Here is a 13632-nt window from a genome sequence, read left to right as displayed (position 1 = left end):
GGCCGGGCCGGACGGCCCGCCGGCGGCGGCCGGTGCCGCGGCCGGCTCGGCGGGGTCCGCACCGCCGAGCGCGTAGACGCCGACACCGACACCGACGGCCACCACCACGGCGGCCGCGGCGATCATCGCCCAGGTCCGGCCGCCGCGGCCCGGGCCGGCGGCGGGCGCGTCGGCCACCGCGGGGTTCTGGTCGGGGGACACCGCCGAGAACTGTTGTGTGGGTGGCGAGTACGACTGCGCCGCGACCGGCGGCGCGTAGGACTGCGGTGCGTACGACGACGGCGGGGTCGGCGCCGGTGCCACCGGCGCGGCGCCGGGCGGCGGGCCGCCGAGGCCGCGGACGATCGGCGCGGCGGCCGCGATCGCGCCTTGCGCCACCACGGTCTTCGGGTCGTCGAGGGTGGCGATCGGGCCGAGCTCGGCGAGCCGCTCGTGCACGATCGGGATGCGCGACGAGCCGCCGGTCAGGTACAGCGCCTCGAGCTGGCTCGGGTCGGTGACCCGGGCGTCGGCCAGCGTCGCCCGGGTCAGCTGGGCCGCCTTCTCGAGCGCGGGGGAGATCAGTTCCTCGAACTCCTCGCGGGTGATCTGGAACCGTTCGCTGCCGCGCCCGTCGCCGCCGGTGACGGTGATCGTCGCCGACGGGGCCTCCGACAGCAGCTCCTTCGCGCGGCGGATGGAGTCGTCGAGGGCGTACCGGACGTCCATGGGCGCCTCGCGGCGCAGGTAGTCGAGCAGGTCCGGGTCGCGGGACTCGAGCTGCTGGTCCACCCAGCGGCGGACGAAGGCGTCGAAGTTCTTGCCGCCGAGCCCGTTGTCGCCGCGGGCGGCGACCACGTCGAAGGTGCCGGCGTCGTTGGCCTCCAGGACGGCGATGTCGAGTGTGCCGCCACCGAAGTCGAACACCGCGATCTTGGTGCCCGGGGCGAGAGTGTTCGCGCGCGAGTAGTAGTGCGCGGCGGCCCGCGGCTCGGACACCGTCCGGATCTGCGAGGCGTCCAGCCCGAGCCGGGAGGCGGCGTCGAGGAGCACCTGGATCTCCCGCGGTGACCACGCCTCCGGGTGGGTGAGCACCAGCTCCGACGGCGCGGAGCCGCCGTGCGCGCCGACCGCGCGCGCCATCACCGACTCGAGCACCGCCGCGACCGGCACCGAGGCCGGCAGGTCGTAGCCGTTGACGTTCACCACGCCCTGCGCGACGACCCGCTTCGGCGACGGCATGAACGCGGCCGGGTTCGACTCGGCCCGGTCGGCGGCCACGTCGCCGACCGCGATGCGGTCCGGGGACTCGACGAACACCGACGACGACATCGTGGTGCGGTTGTGGCTCAGCTGCAGCGCCTCCACCGACCCGGACACCGGGCCGGTGTGTGCGGCCGCGGTGTTCGAGGTGCCGAAGTCGATGCCGAGCACCCACTCTCGTGCGGACATCAGCGTCGTTCCCTTCTCGTCCCGGTCATCCCGGGGAGGCCGCACCGGCTCATCGGTTCGGTCCTTCCTGCTTCCGTCGCGAACTACGGACGTTCGCGTCGTCGAGTGTTGGATGACGGGGGAGGACGGAAGGTTCCCGGAACCCGCCGACGAGTCTCACGCCGTCACCCGATGGCGGGGTCAGGGCGCGTCGACGGTCCGCACGGTGACCTGGCCCGGCGCGAACCCGGCCGCGACGGCGGCGTCGCGGAGGCCACCGACCTGACCGTGGGTCCAGTCCGCCGGATGCGTCAGCACCAGGGTGTCGGGACCGGTCATCACGCCGTGCAGCTGGGCATGGGCGACGGCGGCGGCCGAGGCGGCGGCGGGCACGACCACCTCCGGGGGGTGCGGTGCGCGCACCGCCCGGCCGCCGGAATCGCCGAGCGAAAGGCACTCGTCCAGTGAAAGGCGCTGGGCGAGCCCCGTTCCGGTGTCGACCAGGCCCGCGGACACCGCCCCGTCCGTGAAGTCGATCCTCAACACGATGGCACCGCTCACCACGCCCCCTCGGCCTAGTCGTGGCCCCCGTCGTCGGAAGACCAGGCGGCATCATTGCACGGCCCGGTGCGAGGCGTCGGGTCGCCACCCGGACAGCGGCCCGAGGGTTGTGGTGGCGCACATCACAATTCGGAGGTCGGGGCGACGTCGGGTGCTGCCGTCGGCCGGGTGTGGTCGACGGGCCTGCACCCGCGTCGGCGCGGCCGTCGGGCTAGGGTCTGACGCTGTTGACGGTGGTGTGGGTGTGGAAGGGGAGACGTGGACGGGTCCGGAGAGCAGGATCGTGCCCCGGTGGCGTCCCCACGTCAGCGAGCCGACGCCCTGCTGGCCTCGATCACCGGAAAGATCCTGCGCCCGTTCGGACACGACGAGCTCAGCGACCTCGCCGAGCGGCGCGCCTCCGGCGCGGACCAACTCCGGTCCGTGGTGGTCGTCGGCGAGGTGGGGCGCGGCAAGAGTTCCCTGATCAACGCCCTCGTCGGCCGACGGGACGCCACCCCCGTCGGGGTGGACGTGACCACGTCGACGACGATCGCGGTCGGCCAGGCGTCCGACGAGTACCCGGACGGCACGGCGCACCTGCTCTTCCCTGGCCGCGGCGAGCGGATCCGGCACTACGAGCTCGCCGACTGGGTGTCCTGCGAGGGCACACACGTCACCGACGCCCGGGTGGACGAACTGCCGACCCGGGCGATCGTCCCGGTCGCGGGCAGCCGGCTCGGGGACGTGACGGTGATCGACACCCCCGGCGTCGGTGGTCTCGACCCGACCTACGCGGCGCTGGCGACGGCCTCGGCCGCCCAGGCGTGCGTGCTGGTGATCGTGTGCGACGCCAGCTCTCCGCTCACCGCCCCGGAGATGGCGTTCGTCCGCGAGACCGGCGCCGCCGTCGAGGCGCTGATCGTGGTGGTCACCAAGACCGACAAGAACGTGCGCCGCTGGAAACCGATCGCCGAGGAGAACCGGGCGCTGCTGCGCGAACACCTCGGCCGCGACGTACCGGTGCTCGCGGTGTCGAGCCTGCGGGCGGTGCTCGCCGCCGAACTGCCCCCCGGACCCGACCGGGACCGCGCCGAGCAGCGATCCGGTGTCACCGCGCTGCGCACCACGATCCACGCGAAACTGGCGGCGGCGGAGGATCTCCCGGCGGCGAACGGGCTGCGGACCGTCGTCGGCGGGCTGCGCGCCCTCGACGCCGACATGGCCACCCAGATCGACACCCTCACCCGCGGCGAACAGGTGATCCCCGGCCTCACCGAACAGCTCGCGGAGCTGCAGGACCTCAAGGACCACTCCCAGCAGTGGGAGCAGTACCTGCAGCGGGACCTGACCCTGATCCGGCAGGACGCCACCGACGAACTCGACCGCCGCCTGGACGCGATCCGGGAGAAGTGGACCACCCGGATCAACAAGAACGGGATGGCGGTGCTGCGGAAGAACCCGCAGCACTTCACCGCGGAGATGGAACGCGACTTCCAGTCCGCGATGGCCGCGTCGATCACCCTGTTCCTGGACCGGCTGCACGCCACCATCGTGGCGCCCCGATTCGACTCCGAGCTGGTGTGGAACGAGATTCACCACCAGGTCACCGCCACCCTGGCCAACCGATCCCTCGACACCCACCAGGTCGCCGGGAAACGGCAGGGCCTGCTGGACCCGTCGATGCTCACCATGGGCGTGATGGGGTCGTCGATGCTCGGCGGGCTGATCGGGGTGAGCACCGTCGTCGGAGTCGGGGCCGTCGTCGGGGTCGCGTGGGTCGGGTTCAACCTCGGGTTCCGGGCGATGCGGGCCGGCAAGACGAACCTGCTGTCCTGGATGCGGGAGACCACCGCTACCACCAAGACCACCACCGCGCGGATGCTCGAATCCGCGCTCGCTCTGGCGCGCCCGGAGATCGTCATCCGCTACCGCGACCACCTCAAGACCTCGATCGAGCACCTGCAGAAGCAGATCAAGGAGGCCGAGGAACTCGCCCGCACCGACAAGGCGACGCGCGAGAAGAAGCTCGGACGCCTCGAAGGCAACCGGAAGGTCGTCGTGAACAACATCGCCCGGGCCGAAGCGCTGATCGCGGAACTCACCGGCAGCGCGGGCGGTGCCCGGTGACCGCCCCGCCGCTCGACCCGGTGCGCGCGAGCCTCGACCGGGCGCTGCATGCCCTCGCCGCGCTCGGCCCGGAGCCGGCCGCGCACGCCAACCGGATCGGCGCGATCCTGTGGTCGCCGCCGCGGATCGTGATCGTCGGCCGCCTCAAGGCCGGAAAGTCCACCCTCGTCAACGCTCTCGTCGGGGCCGCGGTCGCCGAGACCGCCGCGCTCGAGGCCACCAGCGTCGTCTCGGTCTACCAGGACGGCGCGCCGGCCCGCGTCGAGGCGGTGCTCCGCGACGGCAGCCGCCGCCCCGTCGACGCCGCCCGCGGGCAGGTGACCGCGCTGCCGGTGCCCGCCGACGAGATCGCCTACCTGCACCGGTGGCTGCCGTCGGCGGCGATCCGGGACCACACCCTCGTCGACACCCCTGGCCTGGCCACCCTCACCGCCGAGAACGAGGCCCGCACCCGCCGCGTGCTGATCGACGGGTTCGACCAGACCCGCACCGCGTCGGTCGACGCCGACGCCGCGGTGTTCCTGTTCGACTCCACCCCCCGCGCGCACGAGGTCGGACTTCCTTCCTGCGTCAGCTCGGGTTCACCCCGCTGACCACCCTCGGGGTGCTCTCGCGGGCCGACGGATTCGGGGAGGGCGCGCTCGGTGCCCGCGACCCGCTCGCGCACGCCGCCGAACACTCCGTCGCCCTCGCGGACCGGTTGCGCGGCACCGTGATGACGGTGCTGCCGATCGCCGGGTTGCTTGCCGAGACCTCGCACACCGGCGCGCTCACCGAGACCGACGCCCGGGCCCTGGCCGCGCTCGGGCCGATCGCGCCGCTGGACCTGATCGACCTGCTCGACTCCGACGACCCGGCCGGCGCCGAGCCACAGGTCCGTGGCCGGCTGCTCGACCTGCTCGGCGAGTACGGAATGATCCACGGACGCTCGGTCGCCGCCGGCGGGGCGGCCGCGCTCAACGACTGGCTCGTCGAGAGATCCGGTGTGCCGCAGCTGCGCCGGGTCCTCGCCCACCACCTCGGCGCGTTCGCCGCCGTGCGCCGGGCCGGCCGGATCGTGCGCGAACTCGACCAGCTCGCCTACACCCATCCCGCCCGCGACCAGATCCGCGGCATCGTCGACGGCCTGCGCTCGGACCCCGCGTTGCGCGAGGTGGTGCTGTTCGGGCATCTCGAGGCGATGCTCGAGGCAGACCCCATGTCGCCGGTGACGGACGAGTTGCGGCGGCTGATCGAGAACCCGACCGCCGCAGGCGGACTCGGGCTCCCCGCGGGTTCCGCCGCCGACCAGGTCCGCGCCGAGGCGCAGCGCAAGCTCTCCTGGGCGCACGGGCAGAAGTTGTCGACGGCGACCGCCGCGGAGGACGCGGCGCTGGTCGTGCTGATCCACACCTACGGCCTGCTCGCCCGCTGAGCGGGGTGTGAGCCGTGCCACGATCGGCGCGGCCGGGAACCTTGCCCGCGGTGCGGGGCATCCAACTCCCGACACAGTCCCGCGAGCCCGAACGCGGTGCGGGACCGACGAAAGGACCACCGACGTGCCCAGGACGAATTGGATGCCACAGGCCGCGGCCGTGCTGTGCGCGGGTCTGCTGCTCGCCGGATGCAGCAGCGCCAGCAGCGAGCCGAAGGCCGGATCCGGCGGCGACGCCGCCCCCGCGGTCGACGCGGCGGCCCTCGACACCGGCAGCTACCCGACCAGCCCCGCCGCCGCGTTCGGCAAGGCCACCACCGAGAACATCGTCGAGGTGGAGGGGCAGCGCCTGGCCGAGTTCACCGTCGCCCCCTTCGAGATCGATCCCGAACTGACCGCCGGGAAGATGCCGACGATGGTGATGCGCAGCGGCAAGAACCTCGGCGTCGTGATCGGCGGGACCTCCGGCGACATCGCCGCCAACCGCAACATGCTCTACGGCTACGTCTCCACCGCGGCCACCAACACCCCGAACGTCACCGACCCGTCCCGGTCGGTGGTCAACGCGGTGCTGCGGTTCGGCACCCCCGAGGACGCCGCTGCGACCGCCCGCGAGATCCAGACCCAGCTCACCACCGTCGACGACGGCGCGGGCATCGCGACCGCCGAGACCGTCGACGTGCTGCCGAACACCCTCGTCTCGACCCGCGAGACGGACTCCAGCGCCGGCCGAACCGTCTCGGTGAACGCGCTGACCCCGCACGGCGACTACCTGCTCTACACCTGGGCGCAGGCCCCGGTCGGCCAGAAGGACTGGACCGCAAAGACCGTCGCGAAGGCCGTCAGCCTGCAGGGCCCGCTGATCGACGCGTTCCCGGCTCAGCCGACGAAGGCGCAGAACGGCGGCGTGTCGGCCGAGTTCCCGATGGTCGACCAGGACAAGATCCTCGTCTACGCGGTCCCCGAGGCCGACAGCCAGGCGAAGCTCGGCGACGACATGGCCGCCTACGGCCCGCGCGGCATGTCGCACCGGTCGACGAACCCGCCGCTGACCCACCGCGTCCTCACCGAGACCGGGTCCGAGCACAACGCGGTGGCCAAGACGACCGTCTACCGGGCCACGGATGACGCCGGCGCCCGCACCATCGCCGACGAGTTCACGGGCGACCTTGCCGCCCAAGGCTTCACGGACGCGCCGTCCCCGCAGGGCCTGCCCGACGCGAAGTGCGTCACCAAGGACACCGTGCGCGGCACCGAGATCTACTGCATGGTGGTCAACGGCCGCTACGTCGGCGAGGCCTCCGGACTCGACGACAAGAAGGACGTCGACCAGCAGATCTCCGCGCAGTACCTGATCCTCGAGCAGGCCGACCAGAACGCCTGACCGCTCGGAACCGCGCCCGTGACACCCGCTCCCGTGGGGGTCACGGGCCTTCGCGTGGAAGGCTCGACGGTCGACCCGCCGCCGCCGCTGCGCACGTCCAGGAGCACCTTCCGTTCCGCCTCTCCGCGAAGCACTGGCGCCGGCGGCGGCCCATGCTCAGCAATCGGCGTCCCAACTGGAGATGCCGCTAGCGTACGAGCGGCATCAAACCTGGGACAGTTCGGTCTGGTGGGCGGTGCGCCGGCCCCGCGCGATGCTTCTCGAATCTCGGAGCCCCATCACCTGCGTACGACCGCTGACCTAACTGCGACAACTTGAGCTACGCCGCCAGCAGGTCCTTGTACTCCGGATTCTGCTCGACGAACTTCTCCACATACGAGCACGACGTCGCGATCGAGATCCCGTCCGCACGCGTCGCGTCCAGCGCAGCCGCAACCAACTTGCCGGCCAGACCCTGCCCGCGGAACGCGGGATCGGTGACCGTGTGGTCGAAGTCGCGCACGCCGTTGATCACGGTGTAGTCGGCGTACCCGGCGAGGGCGTCGTCGACGTGGATCGCGAAGCGGTTCTCGGCCGGCTTGTGCTCGATGCGGTGCGCCACGGTGACGGGTCCTTTCGTCGGAGGATGCCTCGCACGCTACCCATGCGGGGTACTAGCTGGGTCAACTACGCGTCGCCGAGCGCTATTCCGGCGTTCGACAGCGCCGGCCGGAGCTCATCCAAACTGGTCGCCTCGTGCAGCCAGGTCGGCGCCTCGATCGGGCTTCCCAGCACCCGCTGGACCGCCAGCGCCGCGACCGCTGCCGTCGCCCGCGACTGCCCGCGGCCGGTGGCCCACCAGGACCTGCCGTCGCCGCCGCGGGCGGCGATCACCCAGCCGTCGCCGCCGGGCGTGCCGCCGGCCGGCACCAGCGCCGCCACCCTCGGCGCCCAGGTCAGCGCGGCCAGGCCGAGGGTCGCGAGCCGGGAGTCCAGCCGCAGGTAGCTGCGCACCGGGACGCCGAGCTGAGCGGTCAGCCGGTGCTGGTCCGCGAAGTCCGTGCGGAGCGCCGGGAACCGCGGGTAGCCCGCCTCGGCCGGGAGGTCGAAACGCGTCGGCCGGGTGTAGTTGCGTACCCGTGAGCCGTCCGGATCGTCGAACCGTCGGCCCAGCAGCCCGTACGTCCACGCCGTCGCGGCGGGCCCGTGCGCCTCGCCGGCCCCGAGCCCGATCAGCACGTCCACCGGGCCGCCCGCGCGCGCCGCCTCGGTCGCGAGCAGGCCGCTCAGACCCGGCGCGATCCCGACGCCCAGCAGCACCGGGCCGTCCACCTGCTCCAGTTCCCGCGCGTATTCGGACGTCGCGGTGATGTCGACGAACGGGATGCCGCGCCCGGCGACCGCCGCCGCGACCGTGGGCTCCTCGGCCCCGGAGCAGTTCACCACCGCGGACACCCCGTCCAGCCCCGACACCAGGGAACGGGGATCGGCCAGGTCGACCACCCGGTCCGCCCGTGACGGGTCCCGGCCCGCGGCCAGCGCGTCGGTGCCCGCCGCGCGCAGCCGCTCGACCACGTGGCGGCCGACCGCGCCGTATCCGCCCAGAACCAGTACCGAGGTCATGCCGATCTCCCATTCGCTCTACTAGAGTAACGCTCTAGTGCGTCACTCTAGATCTACACTTCAGTTCGTGGCAACACCGAACGAGGACGACAAGACACCGGCGCGGCGGAAGATCCTCACCGCGGCGCGCACCCTGTTCACGACTACCGGCTACGCGTCGACCACCATCAAGGCGATCGCCGCGGAGGCGGGTGTCGCGGTGCAGACGGTCTACTTTGTGTTCGGCAACAAGCGCAGCGTGCTCGCCGCGCTGCTCAACGTCTCGATCGCGGGCGACGACGAGCCGATCGCGACGCTGGACCGTCCGTGGGTCGCCGAGGCCGTCGCCGAGCCGGATCCGATGGGGCAGTTGCGGATCCAGGTCCACGGCGCGCGGCTGATCCTGGACCGGGTGGGCCCGGTGCTGCTGGCGGTCCGCGCGGCAGCGGGCGCGGATGCGGAGGTCGCGCAGCTGTGGGCGACCACCTGCGAGCACCACGAAACGGTGCTGCGGCATCTGGCGACCGCGCTCGCCGGCAAGGTCGACGGACTCGACGTCGACCGCTGCGTCGACATCGGGTTGGCACTACAGAGCCCCGAGACGCACGCCCTGCTCATCGACGAACGGGGCTGGAGTGCAACGGACTACGACGACTGGGTGGTCGAGGCGTTGGCGTCCGCCGCGGGCATCGTGAACTGAGCGTTACCCGAACAGCTCCCGGATGTCCTCGGCCGACAGCGCCCCGTTGAATGCCCCGCCCTCGTCCACCACGGACGCGAACAGTGCCGACTTCCGCGCCTGCAGCGCCAGCACCTTGTCCTCGATGGTGTCCTTGGCGATCAGCCGGTACACCATCACGTGCCGGGTCTGTCCGATCCGGTGCGTGCGGTCCACCGCCTGCGCCTCGCTGGCGGGGTTCCACCACGGGTCGAGCAGGAAGCAGTAGTCGGCCTCCGTCAGGTTCAGCCCGAAGCCGCCGGCCTTGAGGCTGATCAGGAACACCGGCGCACGGCCGGTCTTGAACTCGTCGAGCACCTGTCCGCGGTTGCGGGTGCTGCCGTCGAGGTACGTGTAGCCGATGCCCTCGTCGTCCAGTCGCGTGCGCACCCGGTCGAGGAAGCCGGTGAACTGGCTGAACACCAGCGCCCGGTGCCCGCCGGCGATCACGTCCTCGAGCTGCTCGATCAGTGCGTCGATCTTCGCGGACCCGACGGCGGCGTGCTTGTCGTCGATCAGCGCCGGGTCCAGGCTCAGCCGGCGCAGCAGGGTCAGTGACTGCAGGATGGTGAAGCGGTTGGCGTCGACGTCCTCCACCAGCCCGAGGATCTTCTGGCGTTCGCGCTGCAGCTGGGTGTCGTAGAGCAGCCGGTGCTGCGGCGAGAGCTCCACCTCGAGCACCTGCTCCTGCTTCTCCGGCAGGTCCGCGGCCACCTGTTCCTTGGTGCGCCGCAGCATGAACGGACGGATCCGGCGGCGCAGCTGCCCGAGCAGCTCTGCGTCGCCGCCGGTCTCGATCGGCTTGCGGTAGTACTCCTGAAACTTGGTGGGGCTCGAAAACAGTCCCGGCGCGGTGATCGAGAGCAGCGACCACAGCTCCATCAGGTTGTTCTCCATCGGGGTGCCGGAGATCGCCACCTTTGTCGGCGCCTCGATCCGCCGCATCCACTGGTACGCCTTGGACCGGTGGTTCTTGACGAACTGCGCCTCGTCGAGCAGCAGCATCGACCAGCGGTGCGCCGCGTACTCCTCGCCGTCGAGCCTCGCGAGTGTGTAGGAGGTGACCACCACGTCCGCGCCTTCGGCCGACTCCGGCAGCGCCGCACCGCTTTTCGACGCGGTCTCGGTCACCGCGACCACCCTCAGGTGCGGGGCGAAGCGCGCCGCCTCCGACGCCCAGTTCGGCACCACCGATGTCGGCGCCACGATCAGCACCGGCGCGAGCGTCGGGTCGAGCGACTTCGCATGGCAGATCAACGCCAGCGACTGCACCGTCTTGCCCAGGCCCATGTCGTCGGCGAGGATGCCGCCGAGCCCGTTGCTCCACAGGAACGCCAGCCACCGGAAGCCGTCGAGCTGGTAGGGCCGCAGCGTCGCCCGCAGCGACGCCGGCGGCTCGAGGTTGGACGTGGCGGTGAGTTCCAGCAGCCCCTGCACCTGCTCGCGCCACCGCGCAGCCTGCCGCTCGACGACCCCGAGAGCGGCCAGCTCCTCCCACATCCCCACCTGGAAACGGCTCAGCCGCAACCGTTCCGGATCCTGGTCGTGCAGGTCGCGGGCCTCGGTGATCAGCTCCCGCAGGCGCCGCAGCTCCGGGCGCTCGAGCGAGAGGTACGCGCCATCTGGCAGCAGCAGGTGGCTCTCGCCGGCGGTCAGCGCCGCGAACAGGTCCCGGAACGGCACCGGCCGGTCCTCGACGCGGACGGTGATGTCGAGGTCGAACCAGTCGCCGTCGTCGGTGGCCTCGGTGCCGACGCCGATCTGCAGGGTCTCGCCGGCGTCGCGGTAGTCGGCGGCGTCGCCCTGGACCCGGACCTCGACGTCGTCACGCGCGTTCAGCAGCGGCAGCAGCTCGGTGCTCATCCGCGCGGTGTCCAGGCCGTGCAGGCCCGCCGAGACCAGCGCGCCCCCGCCGGTGCGCAGCCCGTACTCCTCGAGCGGCAGATCCAGCCCGGCGACCACCGCCCGCTCGCCGTCGACGTCGCGGAACGACTCGAGCGTCCCGGGGTAGAGCTCGACGGTCTGCTCGACCCCGCCGACGGTGTAACGGAACTCCCAGTGCAGCTGCGCCCGGTGCCCCGACAGGTAGGAGACGGTGAGCAGCAGGTGCGGGCCGTCGACGGTCGGCGGGGTGAACGCGTCGTCCACCGACCGGACCGTCGCGGCGCGCGTGAGCCGCGGGTAGTAGGCGGACGCGAACCGGTCCGCGTCCGCCGCCGGCACCGTGACGGAGGCGTTGCCGATCACCAGCTCCTGCATCGCCGGCGGCGCGGAGCCGGTCAGCGGGGCGATCCGGAACGGCCAGTCCGACGGCGAGGACGGGTGCGGGTCGCCGGGGCGCAGGTACAGCACCCCGTGCGCGTTCGTCCCGAAGAACCCGAGCACGACGACGGGGAGCTCGGCGTCGTCGGTGACGACGGTGGGGGTGAGCTCGAGGTCGCCGCGGGTCTCGTCGATGTCGACGCACAGCTGCGCGGCGCCGGGGCGGGGCAGCGCGCCGAGGCCCTTGCGCTGGTAGAGCAGCTCGACGCCGGCGCCGACGGCCTCGTCGAGCAGCGCCCACAGCCGCGGGCTGTCGATGACCGTGAGGTCGAGGTCCTTGTCGCCGTACGCGTGGGCGCGCCGGCCGCGCAGCGCCGCCTGGTGCAGGGTGTGCAGCTCGACGAGCACGTCGCGGTGCCGGGGGTCGACCTCGCGCATGTGCGGCAGGCCCGGCCAGGTCATGTTCGCGTTGACCCAACCGGCCTTGCCGGGCCGGGCCAGCCGCGCGGACAGGCGCCAGTACTGCGACCGCGGGGCGGGGGTGAGCGCGAGCTGAACGGCCAGCGGCACCGTGGCCGCCGGGCCGGCGTCGTCGCCGAGGGCCGCGCCGAGCAGCTCCTCCCAGGTCGGCGGCGCGGGTGCGGTCACCGGCTCGGACTGGTCCAGCAGCGCGACCGTCAGGGCGACGGCGTGCTTGCAGTTCATCCGGACCGGGCAGCTGCACCGGCCCATCGCGAACTCGAGCCGGTCGGCGCGCGGGGTGAAGTCGACCTCGGTGCGGTACAGGTCGGTGCCGTCGACCAGGCCCACGGCCCGGTGCTGGTCCGGCATCCAGTCCAGCTCGATGACCGAGCCCCGCCCGGCGTAGCGGACGCCGCGGTCGTAGGTGGTCTGGCCGACGATGCGCACCAGGGTGGAGAGGGTGTGGTCGCGGTCGGCGGGGGAGAGCATGGGGTCGACGGTAGCCGAGACGGCGGGGCGGCCTGGCCGGCGCTTCGAGCGCGGGTGGACTTCGGCCGGCCGCCCGGGACGTTCTGCGGGTGCCGCTCCCCCCGGCTTCGAGGGGAGCGGCGGCCCGTCAGGCGGCGAGCAGGTCCTGGTACTCGGTGTTCTTGCCGACGAACTTCTCCACGTACGAGCACGAGGTCGCGATCTTGAAGCCCTCCGCGCGGGTGGCGTCGAGGGCGGCCGTGACGAGCTGGCCGGCGAGGCCCTGACCGCCGAACTCGGGGCTCACCACGGTGTGGTCGAAGTCGCGCACGCCGTCGGTCTGGGTGTAGTCGGCGTGGCCGGCGAGGACGTCGTCGACGTAGATCTCGAACGTGCGCTGCTCCGGCTGGTGCTCGATGCGGTTCGTCACGGTCACGGTCACGGTTCCCTTCGTCGGTGGGTGTCTGCCTCGACGCTACCGAGCGGCGCGGCCGCCGGGATTCCGGGGCGGCGACCGGGCCGGGCGCGCTGACTGCTTTGCGGCGGTCGGGCGCTCAGGACGCCTCGAACCGGGCCTCGACGTCGGCGCGAATGACGAGACGTTCGGGCTCGAGGGCGGTGACCGGGCGCTCGTCGGCGCTGTCGAGGGACTCCGGGGCGTCGCCGACCATGTCCGTGGCGTAGTGGCGCGCCGGCGGGCGACCGCGGTCGGGTTGGTTGCGGATGCCGAGCATGCCGGGGTCGGCGAGGGCGACCACGTGAATGGTGGTGCAGCCCAGGCTCATCGTGTAGCCGCGGGCCTTCGCGAGGGCGTCCTGCACGGCGAGGTCGCGGACCTGGGCGAGCCGCTTGGCGCGGGCCTTCTTCGTCATGGTCCAGCGCAGGCGCCCGACGTCGACACCCTCGAGGTCGGCGGCGTCGTCGACGAACACGGCGACGGCCTGGTGGTCGCGGAACGTCGCGGTGAGGGTGGCCGTCGACTGGTAGTTCCAGGGGCGCTTCTTGCCGTCGCGGTGGTACGGCCGGCGGCGGGAGTGGTGGACCTGGTCCATGGTCCACCGGACGACGGGGCCGGCCTTGTCCTCGTGCAGCGCGGTGATCATCTTGGTCAGGCCGGCGACCGTCTCGGCGGCCGGGTCCGCGGCCTCCTCGTGGGTGGCCCCGTCGAAGGCGACCCGGAGCATCACCGTGCAGCGGTTGGGCTTGAACGCCCGCTCGGCGTGGCCGGTGACGGTGATGGCGACGGGGGTGGCGGTCATCGCG

The 13632-nt window shown here is 72.5% G+C and carries 12 protein-coding genes; 5 read left to right on the top strand and 7 right to left on the bottom strand.

The window, feature by feature from the left end; genetic code table 11:
- Together RT2_RS24165 and RT2_RS24160 are read right to left on the bottom strand one after the other, a co-directional pair.
- Window positions 1-1431, bottom strand: a 1431-nt coding sequence (locus RT2_RS24165) for an Hsp70 family protein (RefSeq protein WP_072847348.1), incomplete at its 3' end; no start/stop codon positions are given.
- Window positions 1432-1611: 180 nt separating this feature from the next.
- The gene (locus tag RT2_RS24160) at window positions 1612-1971 is read right to left on the bottom strand and encodes a hypothetical protein (RefSeq protein WP_139191265.1); all 360 of its coding nucleotides are present in this window, start codon (window positions 1969-1971) and stop codon (window positions 1612-1614) included.
- A 291-nt stretch (window positions 1972-2262) separates the two neighbouring features.
- Between RT2_RS24160 and RT2_RS24155 the strand changes: the two genes are divergently transcribed.
- The 4 genes from RT2_RS24155 to RT2_RS24145 all read left to right on the top strand — a co-directional run bounded on the left by RT2_RS24155 (window position 2263) and on the right by RT2_RS24145 (window position 6878).
- On the top strand, window positions 2263-4080 hold the full coding sequence (locus RT2_RS24155) for a dynamin family protein (RefSeq protein ID WP_245709487.1): 1818 nt from the start codon (window positions 2263-2265) through the stop codon (window positions 4078-4080).
- Window positions 4077-4673 (top strand): GTPase, encoded by a 597-nt coding sequence (locus RT2_RS26765; protein WP_307718224.1) that lies wholly within the window; start codon window positions 4077-4079, stop codon window positions 4671-4673. The genes RT2_RS24155 and RT2_RS26765 overlap by 4 nt, the downstream gene beginning before the upstream one ends.
- An 11-nt stretch (window positions 4674-4684) precedes the next feature.
- On the top strand, window positions 4685-5494 hold the full coding sequence (locus RT2_RS26760; protein ID WP_307718223.1) for a hypothetical protein: 810 nt from the start codon (window positions 4685-4687) through the stop codon (window positions 5492-5494).
- 142 nt (window positions 5495-5636) lie between these two features.
- A complete protein-coding gene (locus RT2_RS24145; protein WP_083577587.1) occupies window positions 5637-6878 on the top strand; it encodes a DUF7373 family lipoprotein in 1242 nt (413 codons plus the stop codon).
- A gap of 319 nt (window positions 6879-7197) precedes the next feature.
- Here RT2_RS24145 and RT2_RS24140 read toward each other — a convergent pair whose 3' ends face one another.
- Together RT2_RS24140 and RT2_RS24135 are read right to left on the bottom strand one after the other, a co-directional pair.
- Window positions 7198-7479, bottom strand: a complete 282-nt coding sequence (locus tag RT2_RS24140; RefSeq protein ID WP_072847345.1) for a GNAT family N-acetyltransferase — start codon at window positions 7477-7479, stop codon at window positions 7198-7200.
- A gap of 65 nt (window positions 7480-7544) precedes the next feature.
- Window positions 7545-8480 (bottom strand): NAD-dependent epimerase/dehydratase family protein, encoded by a 936-nt coding sequence (locus tag RT2_RS24135; RefSeq protein WP_072847344.1) that lies wholly within the window; start codon window positions 8478-8480, stop codon window positions 7545-7547.
- 67 nt (window positions 8481-8547) lie between these two features.
- On the opposite strand from RT2_RS24135, the gene RT2_RS24130 reads away from it, so the two are divergent.
- Window positions 8548-9159 carry a TetR/AcrR family transcriptional regulator gene (locus RT2_RS24130; protein WP_072847343.1) on the top strand — a complete coding sequence of 204 codons (612 nt, stop codon included), beginning with the start codon at window positions 8548-8550 and terminating at the stop codon, window positions 9157-9159.
- Between the two features lie 3 nt (window positions 9160-9162).
- Here the strand turns inward: RT2_RS24130 and RT2_RS24125 are convergent, their stop codons facing one another.
- From RT2_RS24125 to RT2_RS24115, 3 genes are all read right to left on the bottom strand, one after another.
- Entirely contained in the window at window positions 9163-12390 is a 3228-nt protein-coding gene (locus RT2_RS24125; protein WP_072847342.1) for a DEAD/DEAH box helicase, read from the bottom strand.
- A gap of 127 nt (window positions 12391-12517) precedes the next feature.
- Window positions 12518-12799 carry a GNAT family N-acetyltransferase gene (locus RT2_RS24120; protein ID WP_072847352.1) on the bottom strand — a complete coding sequence of 94 codons (282 nt, stop codon included), beginning with the start codon at window positions 12797-12799 and terminating at the stop codon, window positions 12518-12520.
- Window positions 12800-12923: 124 nt separating this feature from the next.
- Window positions 12924-13628, bottom strand: a complete 705-nt coding sequence (locus RT2_RS24115) for an SIMPL domain-containing protein (RefSeq protein WP_072847341.1) — start codon at window positions 13626-13628, stop codon at window positions 12924-12926.
- Window positions 13629-13632 lie beyond the last annotated feature (4 nt).

Source organism: Rhodococcus tukisamuensis NBRC 100609 (assembly GCF_001894985.1).
Lineage (GTDB): Bacteria > Actinomycetota > Actinomycetes > Mycobacteriales > Mycobacteriaceae > Rhodococcus_G > Rhodococcus_G tukisamuensis.
This window is presented reverse-complemented; position numbering and strand designations above follow the sequence as displayed.